This is a genomic window from Pseudomonas sp. GL_093, from assembly GCF_057837605.1.
Genome location: NZ_CM174448.1, coordinates 3943147 through 3961353 on the forward strand (window position 1 = coordinate 3943147; position 18207 = coordinate 3961353).

The window sequence follows — 18207 nt, forward strand, 5'->3', positions numbered from 1 at the left end:
TTCCTCGTATGAAACTACTGCGCTATGGCGACAAGGGCCAGGAAAAACCCGGCCTGCTGGACGCTCAAGGAAATATTCGCGATTTGTCTGCCCATATTTCCGATGTGGCCGGCAAGGCCCTGGACCTCTCTAGCCTGACTGCCCTGGGCAAACTCGACCCCAACAGCCTGCCACTGGTCAGCGGCTCGCCGCGCATCGGCGCCTGCGTCGGCCAAGTGGGCAAGTTCATCTGCATCGGCCTCAATTACGCCGACCATGCGGCAGAATCGAACATGCCGGTACCCACTGAACCCGTGGTGTTTAACAAATGGACCAGCGCCATCTGCGGTCCCTTTGATGACGTCGAGATCCCGCGCGGTTCGACCAAGACCGACTGGGAAGTCGAGCTGGGTGTGGTGATTGGCAAGGGCGGTCGCTACATCGACGAAAGCAACGCCATGGAGCACGTTGCCGGCTACTGCGTGATCAACGACGTATCCGAGCGCGAATGGCAGCTGGAGCGTGGCGGCACCTGGGACAAGGGCAAAGGCTTCGACACCTTCGGCCCCATCGGCCCTTGGCTGGTGACCCGCGACGAAATCGCCGATCCCCATCAGCTCGATCTCTGGCTGGAAGTCGACGGGCATCGCTACCAGAACGGCAACACGCGCACGCTGGTGTTCCAGATCCCCGCGTTGATCGCCTACCTGAGCCGCTGCATGTCGCTGCAGCCGGGCGACATCATCTCCACGGGCACGCCACCAGGCGTAGGTCTGGGTGTCAAACCGTCCCCGGTATTTCTGCGCGCTGGCCAGGAAATGCGCTTGGGCATCGCGGGCCTTGGCGAGCAACTCCAGCGCACGGTTCAAGCGGACTGACTCCGGGCAAGCCTTGCGAACAATCATAAGAAACAGGAGCAAGACATGCGGATTCTCATCACCGGCGGCACCGGCTTTATCGGTAAGCAACTGGCCCGGCGCCTGCTGGATCTGAACAGCCTGACCCTCGAAGGCCAGGCGCCCCGCCCCATTGAGCGCATTGTGCTGTTCGACGCCTTTGCCGGCGAAGACCTGCCCAGCGACCCACGCATCGAACTCGTCACCGGCGATATTGCCGACCCCGAGGTAATGGCGCGGGTCACCGATGGCGTTGACCTTGTGTGGCACCTGGCGGCGGTGGTCAGTTCGGCCGCCGAGGCGGATTTCGACCTGGGCATGCAGGTCAATCTGCACGGTCTGATGACGCTGCTGGAAACCCTGCGCAAGCAAGGCAATACGCCGCGCTTCGTCTACGCCAGTGGCTTCGCGGTGTTTGGCGGCAAGTTGCCCGAGGTTGTCGACGACGACACCGTGCTCACCCCGCAATCGTCCTATGGCATGCAAAAAGCGGTCGGCGAACTGCTGGTGGCCGACTATGCACGCAAGGGCTTTGTCGACGGGCGTGTATTGCGCCTGCCCACGGTGGCCGTACGTCCCGGCAAGCCAAACAAGGCAGCCTCGACCTTCTTCAGTTCGATCATCCGCGAACCGCTGGTGGGTCAGCCTGCGGTCTGCCCGGTGCGCCCGGACACGCAGGTGTACCTCACCTCGCCACGCCGCGTTGTCGAATCGATGTTGCTCGGCATGACCCTGTCACCACAGACCCTGGGCAATCAGCGGATCATTCCCCTGCCCGGCGTGACCACCACCGTCGCCGACATGGTCAGCGCCCTGCAACGGGTGGCAGGCGCTGAGGTGGTCAAGCTGATTCGCTGGGAGCCGGACACCACCATACAGCGCATCGTCGAAAGCTGGCCGAGCCAGGTCGAGGCGCCACGTGCACGCGCCCTGGGCTTTACTGCCGACGCCGACTTCGACGCCATCGTGCGCGCCCATGTTGAGGACTCCACCGCAGGCTAGCGGCAGGCAAGGCCCGATTCACGCTTGCAACCATGAAAACAACAACAAAAATAATGCGAGGCGGTGCGACATGATGACTCCACACCCCGATGTCTCGGAGATTGAAAAACAGACTATCAAGCGCGTGACCCAGCGCCTGATTCCCTTTCTCATCACGCTGTTCGTGGTGGCCTTCCTGGACCGCAACAATGTCGGCTTCGCGGCGTTGCGGATGAACGACGATATCGGCATCAGCCAGACCATCTATGGCCTGGGCGCGGGGATTTTCTTTCTCGGCTACTTCATGTTCGAAGTGCCGAGCAATATCCTGCTGCACCGCTTCGGCGCCAGGGTCTGGCTGGCGCGGATCATGGTGACCTGGGGCATCATCGCTGGCGCCATGGGGTTTCTGCAGACGGCCGGGCACTTCATCACCCTGCGCGTGCTGCTGGGCATTGCCGAAGCCGGGTTCTTCCCCGGCGTAATTTATCTGCTGTCGCTGTGGTTCCCCAGCCGTTACCGCGCCCGCATGATCGCCACCTTCTACCTCGGCGTGCCCATCGCCCAGGTGCTGGGCGCGCCGCTGTCGGTGGGGCTGATGCAACTGGGCGACGCCTGGGGCTTCGTCGGCTGGCGCTTGATGTACATCGTCGAAGCCGTCCCTGCAATCATCCTGGGAGTGGTCTGCTACTTCTATCTCACCGACCGCCCGGCCGATGCCCATTGGCTGACCCCCGAACAGCGGCAATGGTTGATCAACACCCTCGAGCAGGAAGAGCGCAGCAAACCGCTGGTGGTGGGCGTGCAACCGACCAAGGGCCAGATGATCCGCAAGGCCCTGTGCAGCCGTCAGGTGTGGATGCTGGCGCTGGTGTACTTCGGCATCACCTCGGGTTCCAACGCCATGAATTTCTTCATGCCCACCGTGCTGGCGTCGTTCCGTGCCTCGTTTGGGCTGGAGATCGGCCTGATGCAAAACGGGCTGATCACTGCCATCCCCTACGCCGTCGCCGCAGTCGCGATGATCTGGTGGAGCCGCCGCTCAGACCGTCTGCAGGAGCGTCACTGGCATGCGGGCGGCGCGGCGATGCTGGCTGCCGTCTCCATCGCCGTGGCGCTGCTGCTCAACCAGCCGTGGATCATCGTCATCGGTTTCGTGTTGCTGGCCATGGGCGTGTACAGCGCAATCAACGTGTTCTGGGCCGTGCCGGGACAGGTGCTGACCGGAGTCGGGGCTGCGGCAGGGATTGGCCTGATAAATTCCATCGGCAACCTCAGCGGCTTCGTCGGTCCTTACCTGACAGGGCTCCTGTTCAACATGACCGGCAGCTACACGCCGGGCTTCCTGGTCATTGCCGCACTGGTCGGCGCCGGCGGGCTGGGCATGGTGTTGATGCCACGCAATAAGGTGTCGCAGGTCGGCGCGTCTATCACTCCGGCTCAAGCACTGGGAGGCAAGGCATGACCCTTCAAACCGTAGCGTTTATCGGTACAGGCATCATGGGCAAGCCCATGGTCCGCAACCTGCTGCAGGCCGGTTACCCGGTGCGGGCCTGGAACCGGTCGGCGGCCAAGACGACGGAACTGTCCGCACACGGCGCCGAGATCGTCGAGACGGCTGCCCAGGCAGCAGACGGCGCACAGGTGCTGATCTGCATGCTCAGCGATGGCCCGACCTGTGATCAGCTGTTGTTCGGCGAAGGCGGCGCCGCGCTGGCATTGGCGGCGGGGGCACTGGTGATCGTGATGAGTTCGATTCCCGTCGAAACCGCGGTCGAGCAGGCGCACCTGTGTGCAGCGCGAGGGCTGCGCTACCTCGACGCCCCGGTTTCCGGCGGCGAACGAGGCGCTCGCGAAGGCAGCCTGGCGATCATGGTCGGCGGCGAAGCGGCGGCCTTCGAACAGGGCCGCGACGTGCTGGCCGCCATGGGCCGCCCCGTGCACGTCGGCCCGGCCGGCACCGGCGAGCTGTCCAAGCTGGTCAACCAGTTGATCGTCGCCAGCACCATCGCCACCGTCGCCGAAGGCCTGCTGCTGGCCGAGCGCGGCGGCGCTGACCCAGCCAAGGTCCACGAGGCGCTGCTGGGCGGTTTCGTCGACTCGCCGATCTGGCGTCAGCATGGTCAGCGCATGCTCGACAACGATTTCGCCCCCGGCGGCCCCGCCATTTGGCAACTCAAGGACACCCGCACTGCCCTCGCGCAAGCGCGGACACTGGGCCTGACGTTGCCCGTGGCCAGCCTGGTCGACGGACTGTTCCAGGCCATGGTCGACGCCGGCGACGGCGAACTCGACCACGCCGGACTGATCCGCCAGTTGCGCCGCCAAAACCATTTGCCTGAATAACCTGATGGAGCCTGTCATGACCGATTCAACCCCACGCCGTCTGCGCAGTCAGCTGTGGTTCGACGACCCCAGCCACGCCGACCTCACCGCGCTGTACGTGGAACGCTACATGAACCAGGGCCTGACCCGCGCTGAACTGCAATCGGGTCGGCCGATCATTGGTATCGCCCAAACAGGCAGTGACCTGACCCCCTGCAACCGCCATCACATCGAACTGGCCAAGCGGGTCAAGGACGGCATCCGCGACGCGGGCGGCATCCCGATGGAATTCCCCGTGCACCCGATCGCCGAGCAATCGCGCCGGCCAACGGCGGCGCTGGACCGCAACCTCGCCTACCTGGGCCTGGTGGAAGTGCTGCACGGCTACCCGCTCGATGGCGTTGTACTCACCACCGGCTGCGACAAAACCACCCCGGCCTGCCTGATGGCGGCGGCCACCACCGATTTGCCGTCAATCGTCCTGTCCGGCGGGCCTATGCTCGACGGCTGGCACAAGGGCCAGCGGATCGGCTCTGGCACCGTGCTGTGGCATGCACGCAATCTGCTCAGCGCCGGCGAGATCGATTACGAGGGATTCATGACCCTGACCACCGCCTCATCACCGTCGGTGGGCCACTGCAACACCATGGGCACGGCCCTGTCGATGAACGCCTTGGCCGAAGCACTGGGCATGTCGCTGCCCGGCTGCGCGAGCATCCCGGCGCCTTACCGCGAGCGCGGGCAGATGGCCTATGCCACCGGCCTGCGGATTGTCGACCTGGTGCGCGAAGACGTGCGTCCTTCACACATCATGACCCTCGCCGCGTTTGAAAACGCCATCGCCGTCGCCTCCGCGCTGGGCGCCTCCACCAACTGCCCGCCGCACCTGATTGCGATTGCCCGCCATAGCGGTATCGACCTGTCGCTGGAGGACTGGCAGCGCGTCGGCGAAGACGTGCCGCTGCTGGTCAATTGCATGCCGGCAGGTGAATACCTGGGAGAAAGCTTTCACCGTGCCGGCGGTGTGCCGGCAGTGATGCATGAGCTGGACAAGGTTGGCCGTCTGCACCGCGACTGCCGTTCGGTCAGTGGGCGCAGCATGGGCGAGATCGTCGAAAGCGCAGTGACCGGCGACCGCGACGTGATCCGCTCGTGCGAAGACCCACTCAAGCATCGCGCCGGGTTCATCGTGCTCAGCGGCAATTTCTTCGACAGTGCAATCATGAAGATGTCGGTGGTGGGCGAAGCCTTTCGCAGCACCTACCTCAGCGACCCGCTACAACCCAACTGTTTCGAGGCGCGCGCCATCGTTTTCGAGGGCCCCGAAGACTATCAGGCACGGATCAACGACCCGGCCCTGGACATCGATGAGCGCTGTATCCTGGTGATTCGCGGCTGTGGCACCGTCGGCTACCCCGGCAGCGCCGAGGTCGTGAATATGGCGCCGCCATCAGCGCTGATCAAAGCCGGCATCGACGCGCTGCCGTGCCTGGGTGACGGCCGCCAAAGCGGCACCTCAGCCAGCCCGTCGATTCTCAACATGTCGCCAGAATCCGCCGTGGGCGGCGGCCTCTCGTTGCTGCGTACCGGCGACCGCCTGCGCGTCGACCTCAATGCGCGCAGCGTCAACCTGCTGGTGGACGAAGCCGAACTGGACGCACGTCGCCAGGAACCGCTACCCGCCCTCGCCCCCTCGCAAACGCCGTGGCAGGAACTCTACCGGCAACTGGTCGGCCAGCTGTCCACGGGCGGTTGCCTGGAACCGGCGACCCTGTACTGGCGCGTCATCCCGGAAAACGGGCCTCCTCGCCATTCCCATTGAGCCCAAGGATTGCTCGGCTAGCCAAGACCCGTAGCAGCCTTCGGCAGTCATGGGTGAGGGACTCAATGGCTGCAATGGGTCCGGCTGTGTAAAAACGTTTTAGAGCGGGTTTGAAGGTCCGAATCAGAACGAAAACCGAGCTCCTACGCAAATTTCAGCACCTCTGATCTGCCAATCACTGTGAGATTTTACGTAGAGATGCGGACTTCAAAACAGGACCTGCGTTTTTACACAGCCTGGGTCAGAAGCGATCGTTGCAACTGACCATCGCAGGATTGACATATTTGCCTAAGTCAACCATATAATTGCCAAAAGCAACTATATGGGGATTTCCATGTCCGCAACCATTACTGAGCGCGCCGAAACGGTACGCCGCTTTAACCGGTTCTACACCCACCAGATCGGCGCGCTGCAAGAGCACCTGCTTAAGGCCGAATTTTCGTTGACCGAGGCTCGCATTCTTTATGAATTAGGCGCCAGTGCTGGCCTGAAGAGTTCGGACCTCTGTCAGAAGCTCGGCCTGGACGCCGGCTACGTCAGCCGAGTCATCGGTGGATTCGAGAAAAAAGGCTTGATTGGCAGGACTCGCTCGGCAAGCGATGCCCGAGCATCTCAAATCCAGCTCACCGATCCTGGTCGCACCGTGCTGGCCTCGCTGGAGCAAGCCGCTCGCGAGGAAGTTGTGTTGATGCTGCAAGGCTTGCCTGAGCCACAGCAAGAGCAATTGACCCAAGCCATGAAACGGATACAGGCGCTATTAGGCGACAGAGATCCCTCCTACCTCCTGCGCGATCCTGAAGCGGGTGATATGGGGATTGTCGTTCAGCAGCAAGCTCAACTATATGCCCGCGAATACGGATGGAATTCAGAATTCGAAGCGCTGGTGGCAGAAATAGTCGCCAAATACCTTCGTGAATTCGATCAGTCCTGCGAGCGATGCTGGATCGCGGAAAAAGATGGCAAGGTCATCGGTTCGGTCTTTGTCGTCAGACATGACGAGACGACCGCCAGACTGCGAATGCTCTACGTGGATGCAAGTGCCCGAGGCATTGGAATCGGCAATCGGTTGCTTGAAGAAAGTCTGCGATTTGCTCGGGGCGCTGGTTACAGGAGCATGATGCTCTGGACAACCAGCGTGCTTTCCGATGCACGAAAGCTCTATCAAAAGGCAGGTTTTCAATTGGTCGAAGAGGAACAGGTACGCAGTTTCGGAAAAGACCTCGTCAGCCAGACCTGGGCTCGGGATCTGTAGTGGCGTTGACGGCACTAAGTGCGGGGTTGCCCACCCTCTGCATGGGTCAATATCTGACCTATCGACTTTGCTATGCAGCTATCGGCCAGGAGCTGCCGGTGGTCGTTGCATTTCGCTTGTCACCGGCGTTTGACTAAGCTGAACAAATCAGCGGCCATCAGCGGATCTGGATGGGTATCAAGACGGTAAATCACAAAGGAGACGACTATGTATGCGGTCATAAGAACCTACTCAGGTCCTGGTGCAAAGCAGCTTTTCGATGTTTTAGAAAAGCAAAAGGCCGACGTCGAAGCTGCCCTCCGGAAAGTGGCTGGCCTGGCAAGCTACACACTGCTACCGCTCGGTGATGGCGGTATGTCGGTGACTGTTTGCACGGACAAGGCCGGCACCGATGAGAGCATGAAAGTCGCTCGCGACTGGATTCAGAAAAACGCCTCGCACATCCACACGAACCCGCCGGTCGTCACGGAAGGCCCGGTCATTGTGCAGATCAATTAGCGCGCCCCTTGCGTTCGCGTGAACATTTTTACCTGCTTGTGCAGCAGAAATCGGCAAGGAGTCTAATATTGAAATGCCATAGGTCGGTCCATCCCCTATCTGCGTAATGATGTGTGGGACCGGTGGCATGCAGGCGGCTTTGGAGCCAACACCGGACCGGTGATGGCTAAATAGATTTCAACTTGGAGGGAACCATGAGCAATCTCATCGCCACCGGCGAGCCACCTGAAGCCGTCCGCCTCATGGTCAAGGTTTATGCCTACCTGCTACTCGCAGGATTCGCGTTTGTTCCGGCCTATCTGATTGGCTACTTATACGTCTTTCAAGACCCCACCCTTATTTTCGAAAACCACCTGTTCCATATCATTGCGATCACGGCAGCCACCTTGGCGGGCCTGTTTGTGACTTACGTCACGTGGCGCTGCTATCAGTCATCGGGAGATCCGCTGCTGCGATGGATGACGCTTGGTTTTCTCGGTTTTGTACTGATCTACGCGTTGCATGGTGCGTTCACCGGGCTTGCACACCACAATATCTGGCTCTTCCTGCTGTATGGACCGGCCTCTCGACTGGTCATGTCGATTCTGCTGTTAGTCGGAATGCTGTCGTACCACCGCCCACCTGATGCCGCGGACCAACGAATGAAGGCCCGCCCGTGGTTGACCTGGATAGGACTGTTCCTGCTGGTTGATGTGGCAGTGGCGTACGTCGCGAATTCACCGATCGCCGGCAATCTCGCGGTGCGCCTCTCGATGGAAGGTGGTGCCCTCGTTCTTTCCACATTGACCGTGGCAATACTCCTGCTGCGCCGTATCCGTTCGCCGCTGATGATGATTTTTGTCGTCTCGGTCACCGCGTTCGCGCTGTCATCGCTTGCCTTCATCCTTGCACGTCCGTGGAACCACATGTGGTGGCTCGCTCATGCGATCTTCGCCGGTGGATTCTTCATGTTGAGCTATGGGGTCGTGCAAGCGTTCCTCACCACGCGGTCGTTCTCGAAGATTTACAGCCAAGAAGAACTGATGGTGCGTCTTGCCGAAGCGATGGCGTATACCGAGAGCGCCCTGCAGGAACTCCAGCGCACCAATCAAGAACTCGGGCACCTTGCGGCCACCGATCCACTGACGGGTGCTGATAATCGGCGTCGGTTCATGGAGCGGCTCGAAGTCGAAATGGGCCGGACCAAGCGTGGCGGTGAGCCATTCTCCGTGTTGGCACTCGATCTGGATAATTTCAAGTCCATCAACGATCGCTTCGGGCATCAGGTTGGCGACGACATCCTGAAAGATTTCGTGGAGAAATGCCTCGATTCGATCCGGCCGTATGACGGCGTAGCCCGAGTGGGCGGGGAAGAATTCATGATTCTGCTACCTCAGACTTCACTTGAAGGCGCGCACGTCATCGCTGAGCGACTGCGAAACACCGTCGCAAATAATTCTTTTCATGGCCTGCAGCGGTTAACCGTGGTCACAGTGAGCATCGGCGTATCGCAATCCGGCCGCGACGGCGACACCATCGAGGCCATTCTGCGTACAGCCGATCAACGCCTGTATCACGCTAAACACGAAGGCCGTAACCGTGTGGTCACGACCATCAAAACCAGCCTCCAATCTATGTGAAAGCGTCGGCACCGATACCCGGCTTTGCGCATCGCAACAGGCAGCAATCGGCCGAAAAAGCGGACGTCCAGCATTGGTTCAGAAATAAACCTGGCGCTACGCCTTCGCTACGATCTCGTCCCACGCGGTAGGGCTGGGAAACAGCTCGTTCAGGAAACTCACAAACGCCTTCACATTCGTTCAGCCCGATAGGCGGCGGCGCGGTCACTTTCAAGGTGCCGGAGGGCTCAGCGCGCGAGGCCACTGCTGCCTGCTCGATGTCCTCTACCTCGCGCAGAATTCGTAGCGCCCGTTCGTAAAGATCGCGCCGCTGATGTCACCAACGGCGATGCCGTCTACGCCGCCTTGGCGGACATCCCTCACGTGGATCATCTGGTTCTGCTCGCCGGCACATTTGTGGCAGGCAAGGTGCTGGACGTTGAAATCAACTACCTGCGTCGGGCGTTCGAAGAGCGTATATGGGCTTCGCATCGGTACCGCCGCTGAAGCAGGCGCCGCTACCGTTTTCCTGATGACCAACACCTTTATGAACGGCGCCACGCTAAACATCGACGGTGGCGCTCGGCTGGTCTGAGTGACCTGCCTCGCACTGAGTGCGTTTCAGGAACCCGGATTAGTTCCATCAACTCCCAAAATAGCCGACTAACGGTGCCCCCGTAGGCACAAAGCCTGCAACGACCGCCTCGACGAACATTTGACGTCAATCTACCGCCATACGGATTTCCTAATCAGCAGACCCCATTGACACAGCTCAATAGCGTCGGTTCGAGCGCAACTGTGGCCGCAACATTCCCCGCATACAGGATTATTGACATGATCGACCTCGCCACCTGGAATTTAAGCATCCCTGAAGGCAGCCCACCGGCCACCATAGAAACGCCTCGACTGTCGCAAGGCTTCAAGGACCAGTATTTCAGTTCTGAAGCCGCTACCCTTTCCTTCTGGGCACCTGTGACCGGTTCCAGGACGGCCAACGCTATTTACCCGCGCAGCGAGTTGCGGGAAACCTATAGCGATGGAACGCTGCGCAACTGGCAGTATTCAGCGGCGGATAACATTCTGCGGGCGAGTCTGACCGTCAATCAGGTGCCCAGCACCGGCAAGATCGTGATTGGTCAGATTCACAACAAGGACAGCAGCAGCCCCATGGTGAAGCTGGAATACCAATACAAAACGTCGACTTCGACGGGAAACATTGTCGTCAAGGTGCGCATGCGCCCCGACGATGAAGAGGGCCAGGTCATTACCATTGCGACGGGTGTGCCGCTCGACTGCAACTTTTCCTACCAGATCCACCTCAGCCCGAAGGGCGCGCTGGGCATCAGCGCAGCAGGAAACAACTGGAGAACCACCATCGACCCGAGCTGGAAGACCAAACCACTGTATTTCAAAGCGGGTGCGTATGTGCAGGACAACACCGGCTATCCCACCGAGGGCGGAAAAGTGACGTTCAGGATGCTGGAGATCCAACACAACATTTAGTTGCTTCTTTAGGTCACTACCATTGGCACGCCGATCCGAAGGGTGAAGTCTTTAGTGGATTTCCTCGTCGATCGGCTACCAAGTGGCTAGCTATCAGTGAACTCAACCGCGCGGGCGGCAGGTACCCTCGAAGCCTTTCAAAACCATTGCGTGCGCATACAGTGGGATTCGCTGCTATTGCAGGCGGGTGTCGAAGGTGGCGGCACGATTTCGCGATGGGCAGCTATCGGCCCAGGCTGTGTGAAAACGTATGCGCCGTTTTGAACTCTGCGTTGCTACGTAAAATCTGCCAGCGTTTGGTTTATCAGTAGACCGGAAATTTGCGTAGGAACGCGATTTTCGCTCCAGACCTGACTGTAAAATCTGCTCCAAAACGTTTTCACACAGCCTGGGCCAGAAGCAGCCGCTCACAAGTAGACGAGGAGTTACGCATGGGTATGATGCGTTATCAGACCCAAACGGCAAAAAGCGCTACGTCACTTATATCTCTAGTTAGGCTTCTCAAACACATGCGAAACGATTGGACGTTCGATCAAGCGAAGAATGTTGCAGCCGTAACGACACGACAGGCACTGCGGGAAGGACTCCCTATCCTGCGCGTAGTCCATTACTGTGATGATCATTCTTGGTCATTCACCTGTGGCACAACTAATGTCCCATCTGATGCCCTTGTAGTCAGCATGGAATGCATCGTCGAGCACGATCCAACATTGATCGACATTGCAAACCTTCCGCCTGGTTGGGGTGCCTACCGTGAAGCCTTGGGTAGCAAATGGGAGTGCTACGAGATGGAGCAGGCCGAATGAATATTCGGCTTATCTTCATTTGCCTAACGCTCACCGCCAACATCCAGCACACGCTGGGGTTCTTACTAAACCATGGGCATCCACACAAATGGTTTAATCGTTAGTCAATGTCCGCAATGGGTTGTGGATTCAACAGGTCGCGACGGGCAGAAACCAGCCAAAAGCAGACACTCTTGGTAGTACTTGGCGATGGTGTTTTTGGCGAATGGCTTTATGAAGCAAAGCAGTATGACGCTCTGATACATTCGCCCTTTTCAGGAGGGAAAATTATGCGAAGGATTATCGCAACGGGGGCGCTCTTGCTGGCCTTGGGCGGTTGCGCAACATCACCTATGCGGGTTTCTGAAGCGCGGCCAGTGCCGGCCTATGAGATGTACGCGTTCAAAAGCCAGGGTTCGAAAGATCCGGGACGCCTGACCATTCTCCGTGATGACGGGCTTGTCGGTGCGGGATGTGACGTCGTGTTCTACATTGACGGTCAGCGCGCAGCCAAGATAGGTCCCGGCCAGAAGGCATCTTTCGTTTTGCCTGGCGGTGAAGTGAACCTCGGCACCGGGCTAGCCGAGTCTGGATTATGTGCTGGTGTCGCGATCAAAACTTTCGCGGCCAACATCAAGCCTGGGAAAGAAGTGATTTATCGAATCAACTGGGATACGCAAGGTTTCTACTTGGATCCCTACGTTGAATATGGACATTGAGCCCAGGCTGTTTTGGCCTGTTTCGCACGCCACGCTCAATGAAGTGGCAAGGCAGCTAAATAGCCGCCCTCGAAAAACACTAAACCACGAAACGCCCGCAGAACGATTTAGCCAATCTGTTGCATCGACCGGTTGAATCCACAGCCAGAAGCGAGCCATCAACGCCCCGGTGTCGCTTGGGACTCTTCAAAATGATGCCGTAACAATGGCATCCATCGCTAATAGCCAGCGTAGACACCTACTCGCCCATAAAATCCCCCTTGAAAAACGCGATAAATAGCTAGCTATTTGTTGACGAAAGTCTGAAGTATTCATTTGAATTTTCGGATTCTTCCACCCCGCCGCCTATGCCTAACATCGGCTCCACAGCGAACTCGCCACGGCAGCGCTTAGTGGGACCCATCAGGCAGAGACACAGCTCAACAATCCTCTGCCGTTGCTGGCCCTTGATCGCCGACTGGCTTTGTCGAAGTGCTTTTGCAGTAGGCCTGAAGATTTTGAGGATCACCGATGAAGCTGGAAATTTTCCGCACGCTGTGGGGTTACACCGCCAGCAAGGCCCAGGCGCTTGAAGAGCTGCTGCAGGTGGGCTTTGATGGAATGGAAGCACGTCTGCCACTGGACGCCCGTGAACGGGCTGAGTTCGCCGCCTTTCTCCAGGCCAATCGCCTGGGTTATATCAGCACAGTCTTCACGGCGTACGATGTGCTGCCAGACCAGTCGGCGACCCCTGCCGTTCACCTCAATGACCTCGATCAGAAACTCGCCGGGGCCGCCGAGCTCGGCCCACGTTTCGTCAACGTGCTGGCGGGCAACGATCGCTGGTCCTTGCCACAACAAGTGGAGTTCTTCGGTCAGGCACTGGAACTGGCGCGCAAGCACGGTCAGGTCTGCAGTTTCGAAACCCACCGCTCGCGGTCGCTGTTCAACCCTTGGGTGACCCTGGAGTTGATCCGGCAACTGCCCGATCTGTTGTTCACCAGTGACATCAGCCATTGGGTCGTGACCTGCGAGCGTCTGTTGAATGACCCGGCCGATGATCTGAGCGCTTTCATCGAGCGGGTTCACCATATCCAGGCCCGGGTCGGTTACGACCAGGGCCCGCAGGTTCCGCACCCGGCGGCTCCTGAATATGCAAAGGAACTGGCTTTCCATCAGCAGCACTGGGAAAGCATCTGGCGCTCGCAGCAAGCCCGCGGTTATCAGGTCAGCACCCTGACCCCGGAATTCGGCGCCGACGGCTACCTGCATCATTTGCCCTTCACCAATGTCCCGGTCGCCGACCTGTGGTCATTGAACGTGTGGATGGGCCAGACCGAGCGCGAACACTTCGAGCGTTTCCACCACTCAAGCAATCCTTAGGGAGCCGATGCGTCATGCCTGACAATAAAAACAACAGCGCCAGCACTGACACACACAAAGCCAACTTCAATAGCATCCCGGTGGTCAACATCGCCGGTCTGTTCAGCGTCGAACTGGAACACCGCCTGGCCGTGGCCGAACATTTGGGGCGCGCCGCCAGCGAAGTCGGGTTCCTCTATATCACCAATCACGGTATCGACCCGCAACTGATCGCCAACCTGCGCAAGGCTGCCAAGGACTTTTTCGACCAGCCCTTCGACACCAAAATGCGGCACTACATCGGCACCTCGCAAACCCACAAGGGCTTTGTACCCGAAGGCGAAGAGGTCTATTCCAAAGGCAAGCCGGACCACAAGGAAGCCTTCGACGTTGGCTTCGAAGTCCCGGCCGATGACCCGCTGGTGTTGGCCAACACCCCGCTGCTGGGGCCCAACGACTGGCCGCAGCTGCAGGGTTTCAAGGCGTCGGTGCAGGCCTACTATGAAGCGATCTTCGCCTTGGGCCGGCGTCTGTTCGGCGGCTTTGCCCTGACCCTGGGCCTGGAAGAAAACTATTTCGACAGCCTGGTCACCCGCCCGCCGTCCAAGCTGCGCCTGATCCACTACCCCTTCGACGGTGCCGCCCATGACGCACCGGGCCTTGGCGCCCATACTGATTATGAGTGCTTCACCATCCTCCTGGCCGACAAACCAGGCCTTGAGGTGATGAACAACCTTGGACAATGGATCGATGCACCACCGATTGCCGATGCCTTTGTGGTGAACATCGGCGACATGCTGGAAGTGATGACGGCAGGCGCATTCGTTGCCACTGCGCACCGGGTGCGGAGCGTGAAGGAGGAGCGTTATTCCTTTCCACTGTTTTATGCCTGCGACTATCACACCCAGATCAAACCACTGCCCGGGTTCGCCCAGGGAGGTAACGACTACGAAGAAATCACGATCGGCGAACACATGTATGGCCAGGCACTGCAGACCTATCAGTATCTGCGCCAGAGGGTGGCCAATGGGGACGTTCAACTGCCAGGCAAGGCACGCAAGCCCGCCAGTTTCGGACATTTGAAAAATCAGGTTCAACCGTCCTGATTGAAGTTTTCAACTACACCCCTTACCTACGCCGGAGTCTGTAAATAATGAAAAACAATAAAAAAAACCTGTTGAGCCTGGCTGTATTGGCAGCCGGCATGCTCGGTGCCTCGGTGAGCATGGCCGCGACAGACACGTTCAAGGTCGGCATGGAAATCACCTACCCTCCTTTCGAGTCCTATGACAAGGACAAAAACGTGGTGGGTTCGGACCCCGAGATAGCAGCGGCACTGGCCAAGCACATGAACGCCAAGGTGGAGTTCGTCGACACCAAGTTCCCGAGCCTGATCCTGGGCCTGAACTCCGCCAAATACGACGCGGTCATTTCCGGCATGTACATCACACCGGAGCGCCAGACTCAGGCCCAGACCATCGCCTATGCCAACACCGGTGCCGCGGTCATGGTGCCCAAGGGCAGCGAGATCAATGCGAAAAAACCTGAAGACCTGTGCGGCTTGAAACTGGGCCTGGAACAGGGCACCACCTGGGTCAAGGAATTCAGGAAGCTCTCCGATGAGTACTGCGTGCCGAACAACAAAGGCGCCATCACCGTCAGCGAGTACCCCTCGGCACCCGAAGTGACCCAGGCCCTGTTGTCCAAGAACATTCAGGCCCAGGTTGAAATCGCTGGCGCCGCAAAATTGATCGCGGAAAAAACCAACGGCCGGGTAGTGATCACCACCGAACACCCGATCTATCAGCAAACCCTGGGCATCTTCGTCAAGAAAGGTAACGACGAAACATTCCAGGCCGTGCAAAAAGCCTTCGAGGAGACCAAAAAGAGCGGTGAGTACGCCGCTATTCTCAAGAAATATGGCTTGGAAGAACCGACTGCCCACTAAGAACGTGTCCTTGTAGTCTGGTCATCTGCCGCCCCTGCACCGGGGCGGCAGATCGAGGTGCCCTATGCAATTCGATTGGTCGTATTTCCTCTCCCTGTTCTCCCTGCCGGACTTCTGGAAGGCCTGCGTCACGGTGGTCCAGCTCAGTGCCCTGGCCTGGTTCCTCGGCATGCTGCTGGGCTTTGGCCTGGCCACGGCCAAGTTGTCCCAGTCGCCCTTACTGCGCATTCCCGCGGCGGTCTATATCTGGTTCTTCCGCAGCATCCCGTTGCTGGTGCTGGTGGTCTTCGTCTACAACTTGCCGCAATTGTTTCCCGGTAGCGGACCGATTCTGTCAAACCCCTTCTACTCGGGCTTGCTTGCCCTGGTGGTCACCGAAGCGGCTTACATGGCGGAGATCCACCGTGGTGGTCTGATCTCCGTGGCCAAGGGCCAGAAGGAAGCAGGCCGCGCGCTGGGTGTCGGCCTGTTCGGCATGCAGCGCTTGATCGTGATCCCTCAGGCTTTCCGTATCTCGCTGCCTACGTTGATCAATGAATACATCACAGTGGTCAAGCTGACGTCGCTGGTTTCGGTCATCTCCCTGACCGAAATCCTCACGGTCGGCCAACGCCTCTATGCCACCAACTTCCTGGTCATGGAAACCCTGGCTGCGGTGGGCGTGTACTACGTGCTGATCGTCACCGTGTTCGGCTATTTCCTGCAGCGTCTGGAGCGCTACCTGGACCTGAACTTCCGCAAGCCGCATACACTCGATGCCGCCGCCGTGGTCAAGCTCAAGGCTTGCGCCGAAGCCTTGCCCGACAATGCGCGTAAAGCCGCGGGCAGCAACGCGACGCCCATCCTGCAACTGAAGAACATCCAGAAGAGCTATGGCACGCACCAAGTGCTGATGGGTATCGATCTGAAGGTCGAATACGGCCAGGTGATCTCGATCATTGGCCCATCCGGTTCCGGCAAAACGTCGCTGATCCGCACGGTCAACGGTCTGGAAAGCATCGATACCGGCGACATTCTGTTGTTCGGTGAAAAATTCATCGAAGCGTCGGACAAACCCAACAGCGCCCGTCTGCGCAAAGGCGTGCGGCACATTGGCATGGTGTTCCAGAACTTCAATCTGTTCCCGCACCGCACCATTCTCGACAACGTCACGCTGGCGCCGCGTTACCACGGCATCCCGGGCGAGCTGAGCGAACACCGTGCTTATGCGCTGCTGGACAAGGTCGGCCTGCTCGCCCACGCCCACAAGTACCCGCACCAGCTCTCCGGCGGACAGCAACAGCGCGTGGCGATCGCTCGTGCTTTGGCCATGGAGCCGGACATCATGCTGTTCGACGAGCCTACGTCAGCGCTCGATCCAGAGTTGGTGGGCGATGTGCTGAACGTCATACGCGACCTTGCCAGTGAAGGCATGACCATGATTATCGTCACCCACGAAATGGACTTTGCCATGTCGATATCCGACAGGGTCGTCTTCATGGAGAACGGCAATATCCAACTGGATGCCGCACCTGAAACCATACGCTGCGATGCCGAAGGAGAGCGAGTGCGGCGCTTTATGGGAATCAGTGTTCGATCGCCAAACCTGCCTATCACTGCGAATCATGCGTGAGCAGGGTTCGGCAGTAGGCAACCACTTTCTATGAGCTTCCTTCCTTCAGGAAAACACGCATGAATCTTGGAATAGCAGGACGTTGGGCGCTGGTGTGCGCGGCCAGCAAAGGCCTGGGTAAAGCCTGCGCACAGGCACTCGTCAGCGAAGGCGTGAACGTGGTGATCACCGCCCGAGGCGAACAGACGCTGAATGAAACAGCCCGTCAGCTCAGGGCGATAAATCCTGAAGTGACTGTCATCGCCGTAGCCGGAGACATTTCAACGCCTGCGGGTCGCGCGGCAGCCCTCATGGCCCATGAGCATTTCGATATTTTGATCAATAACGCTGGAGGCCCTCCTCCCGGGGATTTCCGCGAATGGAACCGCGACGCCTGGCTCAAGGCGCTGGATACCAACATGCTCACCCCTATCGAGTTGATCAAGGCAACGGTAGACGGTATGGCGGCACGCGGATTTGGCCGAATCATCAACATCACGTCGAGTGCCGTGAAGTCCCCTATCGAAAGCCTGGGTCTGTCCAATGGCGCGCGCAGTGGTCTGACGGGATTTATTGCAGGGCTTGCCCGACAAGAAAACATTGCCAGTCGGAATGTGACGATCAACAACCTGCAACCGGGCTCATTCGACACCGATCGACTGCGTGACAACCTGGTCGCTGCCGCCGAAGAGTTGGGGCAAGACAGTGAGGCATTCCTCGGCGAATGCCGTCGCGAAATTCCTGCTAAACGCTTCGGCTCACCCGAGGAGTTCGGTGCTCTGTGCGCTTTCGTTTGCAGCAGTCATGCGGGCTACCTGACCGGGCAGAACTTGTTGATTGATGGAGGGGCTATTCGCTCCAGCCAATAAAGACGGCAGGCGTTGAACCCGGGAGAAGGCACTGACCGCACTCACACCGGCAGGATTTATGGACAAAAAAAAGCCGAAGCCCTTAAAAGGCTTCGGCTAT

At 58.9% G+C, this 18207-nt stretch carries 17 protein-coding genes; all 17 read left to right on the plus strand.

The features are described 5' to 3' along the window. Positions 1–8 precede the first annotated feature (8 nt). The 17 genes from AC3IUE_RS18015 to AC3IUE_RS18095 all read left to right on the plus strand — a co-directional run bounded on the left by AC3IUE_RS18015 (position 9) and on the right by AC3IUE_RS18095 (position 18107). Positions 9–857 carry an ureidoglycolate lyase gene (locus AC3IUE_RS18015; RefSeq protein ID WP_489263159.1) on the plus strand — a complete coding sequence of 283 codons (849 nt, stop codon included), beginning with the start codon at positions 9–11 and terminating at the stop codon, positions 855–857. Between the two features lie 45 nt (positions 858–902). Next, positions 903–1877, plus strand: coding sequence for a D-erythronate dehydrogenase (gene denD / locus AC3IUE_RS18020; protein WP_461998722.1), 975 nt, complete (start codon positions 903–905; stop codon positions 1875–1877). 70 nt (positions 1878–1947) lie between these two features. After that, positions 1948–3321: an MFS transporter gene (locus AC3IUE_RS18025; RefSeq protein ID WP_461998723.1), complete on the plus strand. Its 1374-nt coding sequence runs from the start codon at positions 1948–1950 to the stop codon at positions 3319–3321. Further along, positions 3318–4202 carry an NAD(P)-dependent oxidoreductase gene (locus AC3IUE_RS18030; RefSeq protein WP_489263160.1) on the plus strand — a complete coding sequence of 295 codons (885 nt, stop codon included), beginning with the start codon at positions 3318–3320 and terminating at the stop codon, positions 4200–4202. The genes AC3IUE_RS18025 and AC3IUE_RS18030 overlap by 4 nt, the downstream gene beginning before the upstream one ends. 16 nt (positions 4203–4218) lie before the next feature. After that, complete coding sequence (locus tag AC3IUE_RS18035; protein WP_056741668.1) at positions 4219–6003, plus strand: IlvD/Edd family dehydratase; 1785 nt, start codon at positions 4219–4221, stop codon at positions 6001–6003. Positions 6004–6337: 334 nt separating this feature from the next. Next, entirely contained in the window at positions 6338–7255 is a 918-nt protein-coding gene (locus AC3IUE_RS18040) for a bifunctional helix-turn-helix transcriptional regulator/GNAT family N-acetyltransferase (RefSeq protein ID WP_489263161.1), read from the plus strand. A gap of 207 nt (positions 7256–7462) precedes the next feature. Further along, entirely contained in the window at positions 7463–7753 is a 291-nt protein-coding gene (locus AC3IUE_RS18045; RefSeq protein ID WP_489263162.1) for a hypothetical protein, read from the plus strand. 194 nt (positions 7754–7947) lie between these two features. Next, positions 7948–9372, plus strand: a complete 1425-nt coding sequence (locus AC3IUE_RS18050; RefSeq protein ID WP_489263163.1) for a GGDEF domain-containing protein — start codon at positions 7948–7950, stop codon at positions 9370–9372. 418 nt (positions 9373–9790) lie between these two features. Next, entirely contained in the window at positions 9791–9946 is a 156-nt protein-coding gene (locus tag AC3IUE_RS18055; protein WP_489263164.1) for a hypothetical protein, read from the plus strand. Positions 9947–10185: 239 nt separating this feature from the next. Beyond that, complete coding sequence (locus tag AC3IUE_RS18060; RefSeq protein ID WP_489263165.1) at positions 10186–10854, plus strand: polysaccharide lyase family 7 protein; 669 nt, start codon at positions 10186–10188, stop codon at positions 10852–10854. A 431-nt stretch (positions 10855–11285) separates the two neighbouring features. Beyond that, positions 11286–11660, plus strand: a complete 375-nt coding sequence (locus AC3IUE_RS18065; protein WP_489263166.1) for a hypothetical protein — start codon at positions 11286–11288, stop codon at positions 11658–11660. Positions 11661–11833: 173 nt separating this feature from the next. After that, positions 11834–12358: a hypothetical protein gene (locus AC3IUE_RS18070; protein ID WP_330219783.1), complete on the plus strand. Its 525-nt coding sequence runs from the start codon at positions 11834–11836 to the stop codon at positions 12356–12358. A gap of 510 nt (positions 12359–12868) precedes the next feature. Next, entirely contained in the window at positions 12869–13720 is an 852-nt protein-coding gene (locus AC3IUE_RS18075; RefSeq protein ID WP_489263167.1) for a sugar phosphate isomerase/epimerase family protein, read from the plus strand. Between the two features lie 14 nt (positions 13721–13734). After that, positions 13735–14805, plus strand: coding sequence for an isopenicillin N synthase family dioxygenase (locus AC3IUE_RS18080; RefSeq protein WP_489263168.1), 1071 nt, complete (start codon positions 13735–13737; stop codon positions 14803–14805). 47 nt (positions 14806–14852) lie between these two features. Then, a complete protein-coding gene (locus AC3IUE_RS18085; RefSeq protein ID WP_056741660.1) occupies positions 14853–15647 on the plus strand; it encodes an ABC transporter substrate-binding protein in 795 nt (264 codons plus the stop codon). A gap of 64 nt (positions 15648–15711) precedes the next feature. Further along, positions 15712–17259 carry an amino acid ABC transporter permease/ATP-binding protein gene (locus tag AC3IUE_RS18090; RefSeq protein ID WP_489263169.1) on the plus strand — a complete coding sequence of 516 codons (1548 nt, stop codon included), beginning with the start codon at positions 15712–15714 and terminating at the stop codon, positions 17257–17259. Between the two features lie 59 nt (positions 17260–17318). Continuing rightward, complete coding sequence (locus AC3IUE_RS18095) at positions 17319–18107, plus strand: SDR family oxidoreductase (RefSeq protein WP_489263170.1); 789 nt, start codon at positions 17319–17321, stop codon at positions 18105–18107. The last annotated feature ends 100 nt before the right edge of the window (positions 18108–18207 follow it).

Coding starts and splice junctions, on each gene's coding strand:
- denD (WP_461998722.1), top strand. CDS start 903: ATGCGGATTCTCATCACCGGCGGCACCGGCTTTATCGGTAAGCAACTG.
- AC3IUE_RS18095 (WP_489263170.1), top strand. CDS start 17,319: ATGAATCTTGGAATAGCAGGACGTTGGGCGCTGGTGTGCGCGGCCAGC.
- AC3IUE_RS18035 (WP_056741668.1), top strand. CDS start 4,219: ATGACCGATTCAACCCCACGCCGTCTGCGCAGTCAGCTGTGGTTCGAC.
- AC3IUE_RS18030 (WP_489263160.1), top strand. CDS start 3,318: ATGACCCTTCAAACCGTAGCGTTTATCGGTACAGGCATCATGGGCAAG.
- AC3IUE_RS18075 (WP_489263167.1), top strand. CDS start 12,869: ATGAAGCTGGAAATTTTCCGCACGCTGTGGGGTTACACCGCCAGCAAG.
- AC3IUE_RS18050 (WP_489263163.1), top strand. CDS start 7,948: ATGAGCAATCTCATCGCCACCGGCGAGCCACCTGAAGCCGTCCGCCTC.
- AC3IUE_RS18080 (WP_489263168.1), top strand. CDS start 13,735: ATGCCTGACAATAAAAACAACAGCGCCAGCACTGACACACACAAAGCC.
- AC3IUE_RS18025 (WP_461998723.1), top strand. CDS start 1,948: ATGATGACTCCACACCCCGATGTCTCGGAGATTGAAAAACAGACTATC.
- AC3IUE_RS18060 (WP_489263165.1), top strand. CDS start 10,186: ATGATCGACCTCGCCACCTGGAATTTAAGCATCCCTGAAGGCAGCCCA.
- AC3IUE_RS18040 (WP_489263161.1), top strand. CDS start 6,338: ATGTCCGCAACCATTACTGAGCGCGCCGAAACGGTACGCCGCTTTAAC.
- AC3IUE_RS18045 (WP_489263162.1), top strand. CDS start 7,463: ATGTATGCGGTCATAAGAACCTACTCAGGTCCTGGTGCAAAGCAGCTT.
- AC3IUE_RS18065 (WP_489263166.1), top strand. CDS start 11,286: ATGGGTATGATGCGTTATCAGACCCAAACGGCAAAAAGCGCTACGTCA.
- AC3IUE_RS18090 (WP_489263169.1), top strand. CDS start 15,712: ATGCAATTCGATTGGTCGTATTTCCTCTCCCTGTTCTCCCTGCCGGAC.
- AC3IUE_RS18085 (WP_056741660.1), top strand. CDS start 14,853: ATGAAAAACAATAAAAAAAACCTGTTGAGCCTGGCTGTATTGGCAGCC.
- AC3IUE_RS18015 (WP_489263159.1), top strand. CDS start 9: ATGAAACTACTGCGCTATGGCGACAAGGGCCAGGAAAAACCCGGCCTG.